We start from the raw sequence: 17,280 nt of genomic DNA, 5'->3' as shown, positions 1-17,280 counted from the left end.
CTGGCCGGCTGAAAAAATCCCGAATCCGGGCTTTCCGTCAGCTCCGGGATGCGCCACATCCCTGCTCCGAGGGCCGGTGCCCTAGGGAAAACCGAATCATGACCATCCTGTTCCTGCTGCTGGGCCTCGTCCTTCTTGTCGCCGGCGGCGAACTGCTGGTGCGCGGCGCTGTCCAGATCGCCCAGAAGTTCCGCGTCTCGCCCTTGCTGATCGGCCTGACCCTCGTTGGCTTCGGCACCTCGACGCCCGAACTCGTCACCAGCCTCCAGGCAGCCTTCGCCGGCTCACCGGGCATTGCGGTCGGCAATATCGTCGGCTCCAATACCGCCAACATCCTTCTGATTCTCGGCATCTCGGCAATCATCTTCCCGATTGCGGTCGCCCGCGGGACTTTCAAACGCGACGGCATCGTCCTTGCGCTCTCCACACTGATGTGTCTGGGCGCGGTCCTCTACGGCCAGCTGACACCGGTCCTCGGCGCCGTCTTCGTCGCCGCGCTCGGCGGTTACGTCTATTTTGCCTTCCGGCAGGAGCGCCAGTCCAATGCCGCCGCGGACGCGGCCGCCGGCACCATGGCAGACGCGCCGAAGCCTTCGCCCGCCGGCATTGCGCTCGACCTCGTCTTCGTCATCGGGGGCCTTGCCCTCACCATCCTCGGCGCCCGCTTCCTCGTGACCAGCGCCATCGACATCGCGCGCGACTTCAACGTCTCCGAAACCATCATCGGCCTCACCATCGTCGCCGTCGGCACCTCGCTTCCGGAATTCGTCACCTCGGTCATGGCCGCCCTGCGCAAGCACAGCGACATCGCCTTCGGCAACATCGTCGGCTCCAACATCTACAACGTCCTCGGCATCCTCGGCGTCACCGCCATGGTGAAGCCGATCCCGGTGCCGCCTCAGATCGCCAGCCTCGACATCTGGGTGATGATCGCCGCTACGGTGCTGCTGTTCATGACGGCCATGTCCCGCTGGCGCATCGGCCGGGTCGAGGGCGGGCTCATGCTGGCAGCCTATGTCGGCTATTGCGTCTGGCTGGGGATGAACTCGGCCGCGTGATCGCGGCTTGACGCGGGGCCCGCGCGGCTCCACTCCACGCCGGTCATGCGCCTGCCCCATCCCATCCTGCTCGTCTGCTTCGGCGTCATCTTCGGATGCGGCGTCGACGCCGTGATGAAACATGTGATGATGGGCGGCACCAGCGTGCTGACTGCCACTGCCTGGCGCTACATCCTCGGCTCGGTCATCATGGTTGCGCTGTTCGCCGCCAGCCGCCGGCCCGTCCCCGCCCTGCCCGCCATCCGCTTCCACGCCCTGCGCTCCCTCGCACAGGTCATTTCTGCCTTCGCCTTCTTCTATTCGCTGACGCAGATCGCCCTTGCCGAAGCCGTCGTCATGGGCTTCACAGCCGCGCTGATGATTGCGCCGATCGCACGCGTCATCCTTGGTGAAAAGATGAGCCCGGTGACCATCGGCGCCTCTCTCGTCGGCTTTGCCGGCGCAGCCCTGGCCGCCACCGCCGAAACCGCCGGCGGCCCGGCGGACGGCAACCGGCTGTATGGCACGGGCGCGATCCTCATCTCCGCCGTGCTCTATGCGCTCAACATCGTGCTCCTCCGCCTGCGGACGAAGGAGGAAGACAGCCTGACGCTGGTCACGTTCATGAACGTCTTCCCCGCGCTCTTCCTGCTGCCCTTCATGCTCCTCTTCACCCAGTGGACGCCGCAAGCGCATTCCTGGGGTCCGATGATCGGCGTTGCCTTCCTCGGCATCGGTATCTGGTGGATGATGACGCTCGCCTACGCCAAGGCGAAGGCGCAAACGCTTGCACCCTTCGAGTATACCGGCCTGATCTGGTCGGCCCTGCTCGGCTATGTCTTCTTCCAGGAGATTCCCGGCTGGCGCGTCTATGCCGGCGCCGCCATCATCATTGCCGCCTGCCTCGTCGTCGCCTTCGAGACCCACTTCATCGCCCGGCGCGAAGCCAGGGTCCCGGCCAGCGACATCCTGACCTGACCGCCCGCCTCAGCCTGGCGCGCCGCGCATCGCGGAAAGGTGCGCCAGCATCGCCGCCTGTTGCGCCTCCAGCCGGTCGATCTTCTCGTGCAGGGCCAGAATCTCCAGCTCCGCCTTGAGGTTCACTTCATAGTCGGTGTTCGCCACCAGCCGGTCTTTCGCCGATTGGCGGTTCTGGCTCATCATGATGATCGGGGCCTGCAGCGCCGCCACCATCGACAGGACGAGGTTCAGAAATATGAACGGGTAGGGATCAAACCGGTCCTGCGTTCCAAGCAATACGCCATTGCCCACGATCCAAAGGATCAGGAACAGCACAAAGCCGGTGATGAACGGCCAGGAGCCGCCGATCCGCGCGATCGCATCCGAGAGCCGGTCGCCCTGCGAGGTCTCGGCGTCGATCTTCGCGTTCGCGTCGGGCACGAGCGGCCGGCGCGAGCGGAAGGCATCAACCGCCTGCTCCGCCTTGCCGGCATTGCCGGTTCTGTGCAGCACGGTGTTCACCAGACTGACGACGGCTTCGATGATCATGTGACCTCCCTCACGCTCAGGAGGCAGCATCCTACGCCGCCGCCACGCGGCGCGACAGGGGAACTGCCTAGAGGGCGAGTTCCAGCCTGCCGTTGCACAGCGCCGAATAGTCATTCACCAGCGCCTCAGAAATCGCACCCGGTTTGTAGCGATGCTCGCCGATCTCGGCGACAGGGGTGAGTTCCGCCGCCGAACCGGTGATGAAGCATTCGGTGAATGAGGGCAGCTCGTTCGGGAAGATTGCCCGCTCGATCACTTCGATCTTCCGGGCTTTGGCCAGCGCGATCGTCGTCTGCCGGGTCAGCCCGTTCAGGAAACAATCCGGCGTCGGTGTGTGCAGCGCGCCGTCGCGCACGAAGAAGATGTTTGCGCCGGTCGCCTCGGCCACCTGGCCTCGGTAGTCCAGCATCAGCGCATCCTGGTAGCCGGCCTTCTCAGCCGCGTGCTTCGACAGGGTGCAAATCATGTAGAGGCCGGCCGCCTTTGCCTCGCAAGGCGCCGTATCGGGAGCCGGACGCCGCCACTGGGCATGCGTCAGGCGGATGCCCTTCATTTTGTCGGCAAAATAGTCGCCCCAGTGCCAGACGGCCACGGCCAGGTGAATCGTGTTGTTCTGGGCCGAGACGCCCATCATCTCGGAGCCGCGCCAGGCAATCGCCCGCACATAGGCGCTCTCGAGGCCGGATTTCACCAGCGCCTCCTTTTTGGCCTGCTCGACCTGGTCCACGCTGAACGGGATGTCGAAGCCCATGATGCCGGCCGAGCGATGAAGGCGCTTGGAATGGTCCAGCGACCGGAAGATCTTGCCGCCATAAGCCCGCTCGCCCTCGAACACGGCCGAAGCATAGTGGAGCGCATGTGTCAGGACGTGAACCTTGGACTCGCGCCAGGGGACGAACGCCCCGTCCATCCAGATGTATCCGTCTCGGTCATCGTAGGGGATGGCAGCCATTGGAACGCTCCTCGCTTGAACTTTCTGCGTATTCGGGTTCATTTCCGACTTATGGCATCGCCCGTCAACCTGAACCGGCCTTTCGACCCCCGGCTGTTCCTGACCGATCAGGAGCTGGACCGCAGCGCAGGTCTCCTGATTTCAGGGGCTTCTGTGCTCGCTAGGGCAGCTGAAAGCGCGCGCAAGAAGGCCGGTCTGAGCAAGCCAGAGCTGCAGATTCTCATGGCCGTCCGCTACCGGCCGGGCCTGACGGTCAGCGAATTGCGCAGCGGACTCGGCATGACGGTGCCCACCTTTGCCCGCCTGATCGGCAAGCTGGACGAGCGCGGCCTGATCGAGCGTGCCCGTGAGACGAGCGACGCCCGGCGCCGCAAGCTGACCCTTTCAGACGCCGGCGTGACCCTGACCACCCCCCTGGCCATCGAGGTGCGCGAGCGCCTGCGCCTCGCCTTCCGGGCCAGCGGCCCCGAAGCCGTCGCCGGCGCCCGCTTCCTGCTCGAAGCGCTGGTGAAGTAGGTCCCGATGAAAGAGCCAGCCCACATCCTCATCGTTGATGATGACGACCGCATCCGCGACCTGACCAAGCGTTTCCTGACGCTGAAGGGCTTCCGCGTCAGCGCAGCACCAGACGCCGCGACCGCCCGCAGCCTGATGGAAAACCTCGCCTTCGACCTCGCCATCCTCGACATCATGATGCCGGGCGAGGACGGCCTCTCCCTCCTCTCCGGCATCCGCAAAGGACCCGCTCGGGAAACGCCGGTGATGCTGCTGACGGCGCGCGGCCAGACCAGCGACCGGATCGAGGGCCTCCGCCTCGGCGCAGACGACTATCTCGCCAAGCCCTTCGAGCCGGAAGAACTTGTCCTGCGCTGCGAGGCAATCCTGCGCCGCTCGCAGAAATCCGCCCCGCCGCCGGACGAGGTCGAGATGTCCGGTCTCGTCTTCAATGCCGCGCGCGGCGAACTCAAATCCGGCGATGAACGCATCCGCCTGACCGACGCCGAACTGCAGTTGCTCACTGTCCTGGCCCGCAATGCCGGCGAACCCGTCAGCCGCGAAGACCTCGCCGAGCTGACCTCGGCCGGCCTCGAACGCTCCGTGGACGTACAGGTGACAAGACTGAGACGGAAGATCGAACCGAACCCGAAAGAACCGGTGCATATCCAGACCGTGCGCGGCATCGGCTACCGCCTGATGCCCGACTGACATGCCCAGACCACGCCTCAGGGACGTTACACCGCGCGGGCTCTATGCCCGAAGCCTGCTGATCATCCTGATGCCAGTGCTGCTGATTCTGTCGCTGATGACCTGGTATTACTATTCCAGCCAGGTGGCCGAAGTGAATCGCAAGCTCGCCCAGGCCATCACGCGCGACGCCAACCTCATCCGCGCCGCCTGCCTCAATCCGGACTATAGCGCACGCGATCACACGCGCATCCAGATGCAGCTGGACACCTGGTTCACCTGCTCCCTTTCTGCACAGACGATTCCGGAAACGGACCTCAAGCAGAACTTCGCCTATGATGAGGCTCTGAAGTCCGAACTCGCCGAGCGGCTTGGCGTCCCGGTCTTCGTCGGCCTTGCGCGCGACGACTCGCGGCTGCACCTGCGCTTCCCCGTCAATGACGGCGCCGGAGAGATCATTATCGACCGCAAGCGCGCCTTCATGATCAACTCGCACATCTTCATCGTCTGGGTTATCGCCTTCTCGCTGCTGATGGTGGCCCTCGCGGTCGGCTTCCTGAACCAGCAGGTTCGCTCGATCCTGCGTCTCTCCGAAGCCGCGCGCGCCTTCGGACGTGGCCGCGACCTGCCGGACTTCCATCCCTCCGGCGCGACCGAAGTGCGCGACGCCGCACGCGCACTGATCGACATGAAAGAGCGCCTCACCGCCTTCACCGAACAGCGCACTGCAATGCTCGCCGGCGTCAGCCATGACCTGCGAACGCCCCTGACGCGTCTCAAACTCGCGCTCGCGATGATGCCGGATTCGGACGATCTGCACGCGGCAAGATCCGACCTCGACGACATGGCGATGATGCTCGACGAATACCTCGCCTTTGCCCGCGGCGAGGAAGCCGACGAGGCTGCCCTCTTCGATCTGGGCGCAATGGTGCGCGAGATTGCCGGAAGCTTTGGCGCGCATATACCGGTGACCGGCCCTTCACAGGTAATCGTCATGGGCCATCCGCTGGCGATCAAGCGCGCGGTGACAAACCTTGTTTCCAACGCGCTGAAGTTTGCGATGAAGGCTCAGATTGTGCTCGTCGACGGGCCGCGTTGGGCAGAAGTCGCCGTTGATGATGACGGCCCAGGCATTCCGCCGGAGCGGCATGAAGAGGCCTTCCGCCCCTTCTCGCGTCTTGACGACGCCCGCACCCAGAATGCACCGGGCACCGGCCTTGGCCTCACGCTCGCACGCGATACCGCGCGCGCCCATGGCGGCGACATCCGCCTGATGAAAAGCCCCCTCGGCGGCCTGCGCGCCATCCTGCGCCTGCCGACCGAGACCCGATAGGACCGCCGAATGCCGACCCATCCCGCCCTGTCCGAACGTGTCCGCGTCGCCTCGGTCCAATTCGAGATGCGCCGCATCGCAAGCCTCGAGGATTTCGAAGATCGCATCACCTATTATGCGCGCGTCGCGAGCGAATATGAGGCGCAGTTTATCACATTTCCGGAACTCTATACGCTACAAACCCTTTCGCTCGCATCTACGCTGCTCAGCCCTGAGGAAGCCATAGACGCCCTGACTGCATACACGCCCCGTTTCGAGGCGCTATTGAAAGGCATTTCCGTCCGTTTCCGGATCAACGTGATCGGCGGCACGCATGTGACCCGCACTGCCTCCGGCGATATCCGGAACATCGCCTACGCTGCCCTGCGCGATGGCAGCCTGCACCGGCAGGAGAAGATCCACGCGACGCCTTCCGAACGCAGCTATTGGGGCGTCACCGGCGGAAGCGAGAACAAGGTAATCGAAACCGATTGCGGCCCCATAGGTATCGCGATCTGTTATGACAGCGAGTTCCCGGAACAGGTCCGCCATCTCGTGGATCAGGGCGCGATGATGCTGTTCGTGCCCTTTTGCACCGACGACCGGAACGGTTATCTCCGTGTACGGTATTGCTGCGCGGCCCGCGCCATCGAGAACCAGATCTATGTCATCCTGTCGGGCGTTTGCGGCAACCTGCCGAATGTCGGCAACATGGATGTCCATTATGCTCAGGGCGCCGTCCTGACACCGTGCGACCTGCCCTTCGCATGGAACGGCGTCCGCGCCGAAGCTGAGCCGAATGCCGAGACGATGATCGTCGCCGACCTGTCCCTCGCCGACCTTGCCGAAGCGCGCCTGCGCGGAACGGTCCAGAACCTCAATGATCGGCGCAGAGATCTTTATGGGAGCGGGTGGAAAGCCTAGCCCAGCCGCCCGGCCAGTTGGTCCATAAAGCCGGCGAGCTCGAGGTCCTTTTGAGTCACGCCGTCAGCGTCATGCGTTGTCAGGACCACGTCCACCCTGTTGTAGACGTTGAACCATTCGGGATGGTGATCCATCTGCTCAGCCTTCAGCGCCGCGCCCGACATGAAGGCGAAGGCAGTCTTGAAATCGGCGAACTTGAAACTCTTGCGGATTGCGTCGCGCTCCTCATCCAGAGCCTGCCAGCCCTTCAGGGCTTTCGCGGCTGCAGCAGCGCCGATTTTCTTGCTCATACTCATTCCTCCCCGTCCTGTCCGAGTACGAAATAAATCCAGGTGCCGTCTTCGGCGATGGCAGTGCGCATGCCGGGATAGCCTTCACCGGCGCGGATCTTCGCGATGCCGTCTTCGCGGATCAGCTCCTCGAGCCGGCGCCGGTCCTGGAAAGTCAGCTTTTCCGGGATCAAGTCAGCGGCGTCTTTCGCAGCGAGGTCCGGCCAGACATACCAGCGCTGGCCGTCGATCTCGCGCAGTCCAGCCGGCTGTTCAAACAGTTCACGGAGTTTACGGTTCGGATCAACGCCCGTACGGCGGAGAAGATCCCAGAACCGGTCATGCGACTGGCCGCCGACATTCGACTTGAACTCCGGATTGCGCGACGCGATCACGCCGAGACCGCGCAGCGAGCCTTTGGTGGCTTCGTGGATCAGCTCGTCGCGCGTCTTCGCGGCGGCCCTGCTGACCTCCACCACCTGAGGTGCCTCGGGTACTTCGGTGAAGCGGTCGTCCGGGGCCGGAGGAAGCGCCAGCACGACTTCCTCCTCAGCCGGCGAACACGCGGCGAGGACAAAGGCGGCGATGAGGGCGGCGAAGCTAGCGCAGCGCATAGCCGGTCACGGCTTCCAGATCGGTGAGCATTTGGTCCTCGCTGGTGACCTTGATGGTCGCCATGCCCATCTCGCGCGCCGGCTTGAGGTTGATGCCGAGGTCATCAAGGTAGACGCAGGCTTTCGGATCAACATCGAGGGCCTCGCACATCAGCGCATAGATGCGCGGATCAGGCTTGCGGATGCCAAGCTTGGAGCTTTCGATCAGGTGGTCGAACAAGTCGAATACCGCGGCGAGTTCCTTCGCCTTGCCATCGTCGCTCGTCATCGAGGCGCCCTTGCCGATCGGCGCGTTGTTGGTGATGCAGCCAACCTTGCCCTTTGTCTTGCAGACTTTCAGCGCGTTCACGACCCGCGGGCGCAGGCTGCCCGACAGGAGACCGAGAATGTCGCGGCCCGGGACATCATGGCCGAGGGCGGCGGCTTCGGCGCGGAACAGCTGGTCAAACGTTTGCGCATCAACTTCCGACCGCTCGAGTTTGGCCCAGGCATTTTCCAGCGGATTGATGGAGTTGACCGTGCGGATGAAATCGACCGGAAGGCCAGAGGCGGCCTCGTAGCGGTTGAAGGCTTCGAAGGGCGACGAGGTGAAAACCCCGCCGAAATCCCAGATGATGGCTTGGAACGTACGTGTCATGGCGGCTAGCTAGCCCTTCGCTGCGTGCATTTCAAACCTTGATTTTCACACCGGTTTTTTGGCGCCCTGCCCTTGCGGGGCGTGGCGGGGGCGATAGTGTCCCGCCGCGAGACAAAAGGGAGAAAACCATGGGCGTTCTGGAAGGAAAAGTGGTGCTGGTCACTGGCGGCGGCAACGGCATCGGCAAGGAATGCGCCCTGCTGGCGGCACGCCAGGGCGCCAAGGTCGTGGTCAACGATCTTGGCGGCAGCCTGAAGGGCGACGAGGAAGGCTCGGCCGGGCCGGCAGAGGCTGTCGCTGCGGAAATCCGCAAGGCTGGCGGCGAGGCCGTGTCCAACTCCGAGAGCGTGACCGATTATAACGCGGTGGCCGGCATGGTGACGCAGGCGCTCGACACGTTCGGCCGGCTCGATGCGGTGATCAACCCTGCCGGCATCCTGCGCGACGGCATGTTCCACAAGATGAGCGAATCCGACTGGAAGGCCGTCATTGATGTTCACCTGCATGGGTCGTTCAATGTCACGCGCGCCACGATCGAGCATTTTCGCGACAAGCAGGCCGGTTCCTATGTGCTGTTTACCTCGACCACCGGCCTGATCGGCAATATCGGCCAGGCCAACTATGGCGCGGCCAAGCTCGGCATTGCGGGCCTCAGCCGCATCATCGCGATGGAAGGCGCGGCGAAAAACGTGCGCTCCAACATCATCGCGCCCTTCGCCTGGACGAGGATGATCGCCTCGATCCCGGTGAAGGACGAGGCCGGCGCGCAGCGCGTGCAACGGATGAAGGACGGCATGCGCGCCGACCAGGTTGCGCAGCTGGCCGTTGCGCTCTGCGCCGATACGGCGGCCCATGTCAGTGGGCAGATCTTCGGTGTACGGGGCAACGAGGTCATCCTGTTTGATCAGCCGCGTCCAGTGAAGACGCTGGCGCGCCTCGAAGGCTGGACACCGGAATCGCTGATCGACCATTGCTTCCCCGCGATGAATGGCAGCTTCACCGACCTCGGCGCGACGGCGAGCGTGTTCCCGTATGATCCGGTCTAGGCCGCAAGGACGGCCGGTTGAAACGGAACGCCCGCCTTATCTGGCGCTCCGGGTCCCGGCGTTCGCCGGGTCGGCAAGGTGGCTGAGGATAGAAGTAGGGACGGGATTCAGGGGCCGGTAAAGACTTCTACCCTGAATTCCAGCCTTATTGCGGGGTCAGGACCGTGGGGCCACCTTCGTCCGCAGGCGGAGGTTCGGAGGCTGGGTCTGTGGCGGCATCGGCAGCAGGCGCTTCTGCCGGTGGCGCGGCTTCAGGTGCGGGTTCTGCGGCAGGGTCTGCCGGCGGGGCCGCGTTGAAGGTTTCGTCGGCGGAGTTGAGGATGTCGTTGAGGACGTCGTTCTCGTTTACCGCTGGCGCGCCGTCAGCAGGGACGGCGCCGATGGCTTCCTCGCCTTCCTCGGGCGCTTCGGGGATCTCTTCGAACACCGGCGGCGGGCGCGGGGTTTCGCCCTTCTCGGGTTTCGGCAGGGACGAGCGGAACTCGTCGCCGAGGACGCAGGCGGCGTAGCCTTCATTGGCGACGACGCGCATGCGCGACTGGATGGAGCCGGTGCGCTTGCGCACATAGGGGCCAGGCTTGTCGGCGCTCCATTTGTTCGGGGAGGGAAGAACGGCGGCAAGGCGCGCAGCCTCCAGCGGCGTCAGATCAGCGGCGGACTTGCCGAAGCGGGCCTGAGCAGCGGCCTCCGCACCGAACAGGCCGTCGCCCCATTCGGCGACGTTCAGGTAGACTTCCATGATGCGGCGCTTGCCCCAGACAGTTTCGATGACATAGGTCATCCAGGCTTCGCCGGCCTTGCGGGGCATTCCGCCGCCATTCCAGAAAAAGACGTTCTTGGCGGTCTGCTGGCTTATGGTTGAGCCGCCGCGGCGACGCTCGCCCTTGTTGCGCCTGTTGAACTCGCGGGCCTTTTCGATGGCCTCCCAGTCGATGCCGCCATGTTCGCAGAACTTTGCATCCTCTGCCGCGATGACGGCGAGGACGAGATGGGGTGAGATCTTGTCAAGGCTGGTCCAATCCTTGCGCACGTCCTCGCCCTGCCCGGCGCGCTGGGTCATCAGGATGGTGCCGGGGACCGGCAGGACGCGCAGCACGAGGGCGTAGAGATGGAACAGCAGGAAGAGGGCGATGCCGGCCTGGATCACCCGGACGAGGAGGCGGCGCCAGAGGGGCACGTGACGCTTCGGCTTCTGCGGCGGCGGGGCGGCGTCCGTGCCGTAATAGGCGGACGCCGCGGTGTTGGATGTGTTGTCGCTCATGCCCCGAGATCCCATTCTTCGGTCACCGTGCTATCATGTTCGGATGCGCGGCGCCGCGCCTTTTCTTCAGCAAAACCGGCAGCATCAAGGCGGGCGAGCGCCCAGACAGCAGCGCCGCGCACGAGGGGGCTGGCATCATCCAGCAGCGGCCAAACGGCCGGCAAGAGCTCCGGATTGCCCGAATTGCCGAGGGCGATGCAGACATTGCGCACGAAGCGCTCCCGCCCCGTGCGCTTGACCGGGGAGCCGGAGAAGATTTCGCGGAAAGACGCGTCATCGAGCGCGGCAAGTTCGACCAGGCCCGGTGTCTTCAGCTCGGCGCGGGCGAAGAGGGCTGATTCGGAAGCGGCGGCGGCGAACTTGTTCCAGGGACAGGCGGCGAGGCAATCGTCGCAGCCATAGATGCGGTTGCCCATCGCGGCGCGGAACTCGCGCGGGATGGGGCCGGCGTGCTCGATGGTGAGGTAGGAGATGCAGCGGCGGGCATCGAGCTGGTAGGGCGCAGGGAAAGCGGCGGTGGGGCAGATATCGAGGCAGGCGCGGCAGGAGCCGCAATGGTCTGCCTCCGGGGCATCCGGCACGAGGGCCGCGCTGGTGAGGACGATGCCGAGGAAGAACCAGGAGCCGAGATCGCGGCTGACGAGGTTTGTGTGCTTGCCCTGCCAACCGAGGCCAGCCTTCTGGGCGAGCGGCTTTTCCATCAGCGGGGCGGTATCGACGAAGACCTTCACATCCGCGCCGGTGAGCGCGGCGATCTCACCCGCGAGCTGTTTCAGGCGGGACTTGATGAGGTCGTGATAGTCCCTGCCCCGTGCGTATACGGAGATGTTGCCGGTTTGGCGCTGGGTGAGCGTGTCGAGGGGATTGTGGTCCGGGCCGTAATTCATGGCGACGACAAGGGCGGCGCGGGCTTCTGGCCACATGGCGGTGGGGGCGCTGCGGCGGGCGAGCGTGTCTTCCATCCAGCGCATCTCGCCGTGGCGGCCTTTGGCGACGAACTCGGCGAGGCGGGCGCCGGCCTCCCAGGCCTCGTCGGCGCGGGCGATGCCGGCCGCGTCAAAGCCGAGCGCGCGGGCGGCAGCTTTCAGCGTCGATTCGAGGGCGGCGGGCGTTTCGGCCATGATCGGTGGATAGCAGTCTGCGCGCGCGGGGCGAAGGGCAGATTACTTGAGCATGCGGCAGGCCTTGTCGAGACTGGCAACCTCGGAGAAGTAGCGCTCGGCGCGTTGCTCGGTTTCGAAGGGGATGGTGTGGGCGCTGGTGCGGTCAGGGGTTTTATCGAAAGCGCCCGCCTCGATACAGGCGCTGCCGTCGGTGCAGGTGAAGGTTATGGCGAAGCCTTCGCCGTCCGCCATTTCGGGGCCGGTAGACGAGACCGCCCCGAGCGGAAGGCGCCAGAGGCCCCAGGCGCCGTTTCGGCCGTGCGTATGCTCGAGCCAGACGCAGTCGCCTGAGACATTGTGGTAGATATAAAGGCCCGTGCCGGTGGACCCCCACCTGATGCTTGGATTGACCGGGAGCTCTGCGGCGGCCGCAGAGAGTGCGGTTTCGGGCGCAGTTTCCGGCACCGGCCCGGCGTCCGGCAGGAGGCAGCAGCCAGCGAGCATCACAGCGCCGGCAGCGGTCATCAGGAAGTTCTGCATGTGCATCCCCGCTTCAAGACGAGCCGAGACTGGGCCGGCCGCGCTGAATACTGACTGAACGGCCTCAGCGGCCCATGAACTGGCGCACAGCGTCCGTTGACAGGGCGAACTTGGCGAAGGACCAGGCGCGGTCCTTGCCGAGCTCCGTCAGAGTACTGATCACCTTTCGGCGGCTTTCGCCGCGCGCCTCCAGCCAGGTGTCGGCGTCGCCGGCACGGAGCGCTTCCTCGGTAGCGGAAGCCTGCAGGCGGACGAGTTCGGAGATCAGGCGGCGGCCGGCAACGCGGTCCCAGTAGGGTGCTTTGACGAGGCCTTCGCGGGCCGAGGCGCGCAACCGGTCGAGCCGGAGAGCGTCGCCGATGGCGTAGAAGGCGGCGGCCGTTTCCGGCACTTTTTTCCTGGCCTGCTGCGAGACATCGACGATGACGAGGCCTTGGGCGAAATAGCTCATCGCGGCAGCCCAGTGGGCGAGCGCTTCCGGCGCGCCGCGCTTGATGAAGGCGCGTGCATCCCGCTCAATGCGCGAGGCCGGGAAGGACGACTGCACGGCAGGCAGGGCGGCTTTCAGCTCATTCAGCGGGGCGTGGGTCTGCTTGACGGCGTCGCCTACCGGCTTGCCGGCTGTGGCGCGGATGAACCAGCCGGCAGCTTCGCTGGCGGCGTGGACGGCTTCGAGCTGAAGCGCTGTCTGCAGATCAGCCGGAACCAGCGTGTCGAGTGCGAAGACTTCGCGCCGGAAGCCTGCGAGATCGAGCACTTCGCGGGCAGCTTCCAGCGCGCGGACGGCTTCGGCGGGAGCCGCGCCGGTGAGTTCGCGCAGCCGGAGCAGCGCGACGGGGCCGCAGAAATCCAGCGTGCGGTTAGCAATGACCGTGGCGATGATCTCGCGGCGGAGACGATGGCCTTTCATGGCCTTCTCGAAGCCGTCGATCGGCGATGGGAAATAGGCCTTAAGGACAGGCTCGAACCAGGGATCATCTGGCAGGCCAGAGGCGACGATGTCGTCGAACAGGACGATCTTCGACCAGGCTAGGAGGACGGCGAGTTCAGGGCGCGTGAGGGCCTGGCCCTGTTCCTTGCGGGTCTGCATGCCGGTTGTGGATGGCAGGCCTTCAAGGGCGCGATTCAGGACGCCGCGTTCTTCGAGATAGACCATCAGGCGCTCGAGCGCGTCATGGTCTTCGAGCGCGGTGGCACTGGCGAGGGTGAGCGCGTTCGACTGGTCGTAATTGTGCGCGAGGACGTGTGCAGCAACATCATCAGTCATCTCGGCGAGAAGGTCGTTGCGGGCGGCCTCTTTCAGGTCGCCGAGGCGGATGGCTTCGGCGGCGAGGATCTTGATGTTCACTTCGTGGTCGGACGAATCGACACCGGCGGAGTTGTCGATCGCATCGGTGTTGATGCGCCCGCCAGCCAGGGCGAACTCGATGCGGCCGGCCTGCGTCATGCCGAGGTTGGCCCCTTCCCCGATAACCTTCGCCCTGAGGTCGCGGCCATTGACGCGGATCGCATCATTGGCGCGGTCGCCAACATCGGCGTGGGATTCGGCGGAGGACTTCACATAGGTGCCGATGCCCCCGAACCAGAGGAGGTCGGTTTCAGCCTTCAGAAGGGCGTTCAGGAGTTCGTCGGGCGTGACGGCGTCTTTCGAGAGGCCGGTGAGCGCCTTCACTTCGGGCGAGAGCGGAATCGATTTCGCAGCGCGTTCGAAGATGCCGCCGCCTCTCGAGATGAGCTTTGCATCATAGTCAGCCCATGTGGAGCGCGGCAGGGCGAACATGCGGGCGCGCTCGACGAGGGATTTCGCCGGATCGTCCGGGTTGGGATCAAGGAAGATGTGCATATGGTTGAACGCCGCCACGAGACGGATCTCGGGCGAGAGCAGCATGCCGTTGCCGAAAACGTCGCCGGACATGTCACCGACACCGATGACCGTGAAAGGCTGCTTCTGGATGTCGCGGCCCTTTTCGCGGAAGTGGCGCTTGACCGCTTCCCAGGCGCCGCGGGCGGTAATGCCCATCTTCTTATGGTCATACCCTGCCGATCCGCCCGAAGCGAAGGCGTCCCCGAGCCAATGGCCCTTCTCGAGGCTGATCGCGTTGGCAGTATCGGAGAAGGTCGCGGTGCCCTTGTCGGCGGCGACGACGAGATAAGGGTCCTCGCCGTCCCATATGACGGTCTGCGGCGGGGGCACGAGCTTTCCCTTGACGAGATTGTCGGTGAGGCCGAGCAGCGCCGTGATGAACTCCTTGTAAGCGTCGCGGCCGCTTTCGAACCAGTTCGGATCGTTCCGCGGCGGCAGCTGTTTCGGATAGAAGCCGCCTTTCGAGCCGACCGGCACGATGACAGCGTTCTTGACCTGTTGGGCCTTTACGAGGCCGAGGACTTCAGTGCGATAGTCCGACGGGCGGTCCGACCAGCGCAGGCCGCCGCGTGCGACAGGCCCGAAGCGCAGGTGGACGCCTTCGACCTTCGGGCTGGACGTGAAGATTTCGCGGAAAGGCTTCGGCTCCGGGAGGTCCGCGAGTTCGCGGCTGGCGACCTTGAAGCTGATCCAGGTGCGCTCGGCGCCGTGTTCGTCCGTCTGGTAGAAGTTGGTGCGTTGCAGTGCGCGCACGAGATTGAACAGGCGGCGCAGCACGAGATCGTCCGTGAGGCTGACGACGCCCTTCATAGCCTCCTCGAACTCTGCTTCTATATCGGCGCAGGCTTTGGTGCGCGCGTCGAGATTTTTGTGCGCCTGCGGATCAAAGCGGGCGGTGAAGAGGTCAAGGATCAGGCGCGTGACAGCCGGATAGCGCGCGACAGCGGCTTCCTGCACGTCCTGCGGCTGGTCCAGCCCGCTCTGGCGGCGATAGGCGGCGAGCGCGCGGATCAGCGCGGCTTCGCGCCAACTCGCGCCGGCGGTAAGCACGAGCCGGTTGAACTTGTCATTGTCGGCCTTTCCACTCCAGACGGCGATGAAGGCATCCTCCAGCGCGCGGGCGAGACCCTGCAGCGCCAGCGGCTGGCCGTCTGCCGACTCCATCGCGAGGGAATGGACCCAGTAGACCTCCGGCGCATCAGCGACCGGCTTGAAGGGCGGGCGCACGGGATAGCCGGTTTCGAAGTGCACGAAGAGGCCGAGATTCTCGAACACCGGCACGCAGCGCGAGAGCGCGATGGCGCCGTCACGCGCAAAGATCTTTACACGAACCTTCGTGGGCTCGTCGCTGTCGCGGCGATAGGCGCGGGCTACCATTGGACGGCCGGCGCTGAGCGCGGCCATGCTGGTCACATCCCGCAGGGCTTCATCCGGCGCAAAGGCTTCGCGGTAGGCGGCGTTGAAGGCGCCAATGAAGGCGCGTGCTCCTTCCCGGTCGCCGCCGGTGAGATCGGAACTCATCAGCAGGTCGCGGAAGCCCTGGTCCCAGGTGCGGGCGAGCGCGGCGATCCGGGTTTCGATTTCGGCGGCGTCGGGTTCCGGATGGCCGGGCGAGAGGCCGATCTCGAAATGCACCCGCGCCATCGGGCCGGAGTCGAAATAGGGCTGGAAGGAGCGCAGTTCGCCCCGGTAGGCTTCGGTCAGCACGGCGCCGATGCGCTGGCGCAGCGCGGTGTCGTAGGATTCGCGCGGCACGAAGACCAGGGCTGTGACAAACCGGTCGAACTCGTCGCGGCGCAGGAAGACTTTCGTCCGTGGACGGCCGATCAGGTGAAGGGCGCCCATGACCATCGGGCCGAGGATGGTGGAGCGGGTCTGAAAAAGTTCGTCGCGCGGCCAGGTCTCGATGAGATTGGCGAGCGCCTTCTCGGTGTGGCCGCCAGGTGCGGCGCCGGAAGCAGCCATGATCTTCTGAACGCGCCGGCGCACGAAGGGAATCGAACGCGCGGTCTCATCATAGGCTTCTGCGGTGAACAGGCCGAGGAAGCGAACCTCGCCGTTCACGCGGCCCTGCGCGTCGTACTTCTTTATTCCGATATAGTCGCACGGCACACGGCGGTGGACGCGCGTGGGGAGCGTTGACTTGGCAATGATCAGGGGCGCGGGATGGGCGAGGAATTCGCCGACTTCGCGTGTCAGCACGAGCGGCTCGCTGTCGGGCGAAAGGACGTTGAGGTTCTCATCGCGCAGGATGCCGAGGTTGGAGCCGTCGATCATCATCGGCTCGGCCGGCAGCACGCCGCCGGCCTCGTCGGTGGCGAAATCGTACTCGCGGCTGCCGAGGAAGACGTAGTGCTCCTTCAGGAGCCATTCGAGAAAGGCGACCGCCTCGTCGCGCTCGACGGTGGCAATGTGTTGCAGGCCGGCAAGGCGTTTCATCTCAGTGCGCATCCGGGCCTGCATGGCGCGGTGGTCGGAGACGGCACGCTGGACATCAGCGAGGGTGGCGCGCACGCCGGCTTCGAGCAGGTCCGCCTCCCCCGGAGTGAGCAGCGACAGGTGAATCTGGATGACCGAGATCATCCGGCCGTCGGCCAGGGTGACGACGGGGTGGAAGAGGGTTTTTACTTCGTGGCCCTGCGCGGCGCATTCGTTGAGCAGGGAGTCGACGAGAAAAGGCATGTCCGGGCCGGCGGCTTCCAGAACGGCGCGGCCGAGCGAACCCCTGGCACCATTGACATGCGCGATGACGCGGACGTCCTGCTGGCCGGCGGGGAGGTCTGCGGCCCAGGTCCAGAGGCCTTTGGCGAGCGCCTTGATGTCGGCCTGCGTGAGGCCGGTGAGGTCCTCGCCCCGTGCCTCCTGCAGGATCTGCTCAAGAACCTGACCCTCAGGCCCGGCAACGGCGGCGGAACGTGTCATGGAAGCGACTCACCTAAGGGAAACGTGTTCCACCGGGTCTAACGCCGGGGCGTTACCGCTTCAAGAATACTGCTGGGGCCGTGTGGTGAAGAATCGGGCAGGCTG

Annotated in this window: 16 protein-coding genes; 7 read left to right on the top strand and 9 right to left on the bottom strand. The window is 65.0% G+C overall.

The window, feature by feature from the left end:
- Window positions 1-98: 98 nt before the first annotated feature.
- Both Q0C17_RS11705 and Q0C17_RS11700 read left to right on the top strand, forming a co-directional pair.
- Window positions 99-1,058, top strand: coding sequence for a calcium/sodium antiporter (locus tag Q0C17_RS11705; protein ID WP_291206292.1), 960 nt, complete (start codon window positions 99-101; stop codon window positions 1,056-1,058).
- A 45-nt stretch (window positions 1,059-1,103) separates the two neighbouring features.
- Window positions 1,104-2,015, top strand: coding sequence for a DMT family transporter (locus Q0C17_RS11700; RefSeq protein ID WP_291206289.1), 912 nt, complete (start codon window positions 1,104-1,106; stop codon window positions 2,013-2,015).
- A gap of 9 nt (window positions 2,016-2,024) precedes the next feature.
- On the opposite strand, the gene Q0C17_RS11695 is transcribed toward Q0C17_RS11700, so the two are convergent.
- Window positions 2,025-2,546, bottom strand: coding sequence for a DUF1003 domain-containing protein (locus Q0C17_RS11695; RefSeq protein WP_291206288.1), 522 nt, complete (start codon window positions 2,544-2,546; stop codon window positions 2,025-2,027).
- Window positions 2,547-2,613: 67 nt separating this feature from the next.
- Window positions 2,614-3,498 (bottom strand): branched-chain amino acid aminotransferase, encoded by an 885-nt coding sequence (locus Q0C17_RS11690; protein ID WP_291206286.1) that lies wholly within the window; start codon window positions 3,496-3,498, stop codon window positions 2,614-2,616.
- 51 nt (window positions 3,499-3,549) lie between these two features.
- Here Q0C17_RS11690 and Q0C17_RS11685 point away from each other — a divergent pair, with 51 nt between their 5' ends.
- The 4 genes from Q0C17_RS11685 to Q0C17_RS11670 are packed head-to-tail and all read left to right on the top strand — an operon-like array spanning window position 3,550 to window position 6,919.
- Complete coding sequence (locus Q0C17_RS11685; RefSeq protein WP_291206283.1) at window positions 3,550-4,014, top strand: MarR family winged helix-turn-helix transcriptional regulator; 465 nt, start codon at window positions 3,550-3,552, stop codon at window positions 4,012-4,014.
- A 6-nt stretch (window positions 4,015-4,020) separates the two neighbouring features.
- A complete protein-coding gene (locus Q0C17_RS11680; RefSeq protein ID WP_291206280.1) occupies window positions 4,021-4,704 on the top strand; it encodes a response regulator transcription factor in 684 nt (227 codons plus the stop codon).
- 1 nt (window position 4,705) lies between these two features.
- Entirely contained in the window at window positions 4,706-6,016 is a 1,311-nt protein-coding gene (locus Q0C17_RS11675) for an ATP-binding protein (protein ID WP_291206277.1), read from the top strand.
- 9 nt (window positions 6,017-6,025) lie between these two features.
- On the top strand, window positions 6,026-6,919 hold the full coding sequence (locus tag Q0C17_RS11670; protein ID WP_291206274.1) for a carbon-nitrogen hydrolase family protein: 894 nt from the start codon (window positions 6,026-6,028) through the stop codon (window positions 6,917-6,919).
- On the opposite strand, the gene Q0C17_RS11665 is transcribed toward Q0C17_RS11670, so the two are convergent.
- The 3 genes from Q0C17_RS11665 to Q0C17_RS11655 are packed head-to-tail and all read right to left on the bottom strand — an operon-like array spanning window position 6,916 to window position 8,439.
- Complete coding sequence (locus Q0C17_RS11665) at window positions 6,916-7,215, bottom strand: 4a-hydroxytetrahydrobiopterin dehydratase (protein WP_366914814.1); 300 nt, start codon at window positions 7,213-7,215, stop codon at window positions 6,916-6,918. The two genes, Q0C17_RS11670 and Q0C17_RS11665, sit on opposite strands and share 4 nt — an antisense overlap.
- Entirely contained in the window at window positions 7,212-7,802 is a 591-nt protein-coding gene (locus Q0C17_RS11660; protein WP_291206268.1) for a hypothetical protein, read from the bottom strand. Before Q0C17_RS11660 ends, Q0C17_RS11665 begins: the two co-directional genes overlap by 4 nt.
- Window positions 7,789-8,439: an HAD-IA family hydrolase gene (locus Q0C17_RS11655; protein WP_291206265.1), complete on the bottom strand. Its 651-nt coding sequence runs from the start codon at window positions 8,437-8,439 to the stop codon at window positions 7,789-7,791. Before Q0C17_RS11655 ends, Q0C17_RS11660 begins: the two co-directional genes overlap by 14 nt.
- Before the next feature lie 128 nt (window positions 8,440-8,567).
- Between Q0C17_RS11655 and Q0C17_RS11650 the strand changes: the two genes are divergently transcribed.
- Complete coding sequence (locus Q0C17_RS11650; RefSeq protein ID WP_291206262.1) at window positions 8,568-9,485, top strand: SDR family NAD(P)-dependent oxidoreductase; 918 nt, start codon at window positions 8,568-8,570, stop codon at window positions 9,483-9,485.
- 145 nt (window positions 9,486-9,630) lie between these two features.
- Here the strand turns inward: Q0C17_RS11650 and mtgA are convergent, their stop codons facing one another.
- From mtgA to Q0C17_RS11630, 4 genes are all read right to left on the bottom strand, one after another.
- A complete protein-coding gene (gene mtgA / locus Q0C17_RS11645; RefSeq protein ID WP_291206259.1) occupies window positions 9,631-10,746 on the bottom strand; it encodes a monofunctional biosynthetic peptidoglycan transglycosylase in 1,116 nt (371 codons plus the stop codon).
- Window positions 10,743-11,867, bottom strand: coding sequence for a tRNA epoxyqueuosine(34) reductase QueG (queG, locus tag Q0C17_RS11640; RefSeq protein ID WP_291206256.1), 1,125 nt, complete (start codon window positions 11,865-11,867; stop codon window positions 10,743-10,745). The genes mtgA and queG overlap by 4 nt, the downstream gene beginning before the upstream one ends.
- A gap of 42 nt (window positions 11,868-11,909) precedes the next feature.
- The gene (locus Q0C17_RS11635) at window positions 11,910-12,389 is read right to left on the bottom strand and encodes a hypothetical protein (RefSeq protein WP_291206253.1); all 480 of its coding nucleotides are present in this window, start codon (window positions 12,387-12,389) and stop codon (window positions 11,910-11,912) included.
- A 64-nt stretch (window positions 12,390-12,453) separates the two neighbouring features.
- Complete coding sequence (locus tag Q0C17_RS11630) at window positions 12,454-17,175, bottom strand: NAD-glutamate dehydrogenase (protein ID WP_291206250.1); 4,722 nt, start codon at window positions 17,173-17,175, stop codon at window positions 12,454-12,456.
- Between the last annotated feature and the right edge of the window lie 105 nt (window positions 17,176-17,280).

The sequence above is a fragment of the Hyphomonas sp. genome (assembly GCF_022844445.1).
Lineage (GTDB): Bacteria > Pseudomonadota > Alphaproteobacteria > Caulobacterales > Hyphomonadaceae > Hyphomonas.
The sequence above is the reverse complement of the archived record's forward strand: the minus strand, read 5'-3'. Positions and strand labels throughout refer to the sequence as shown.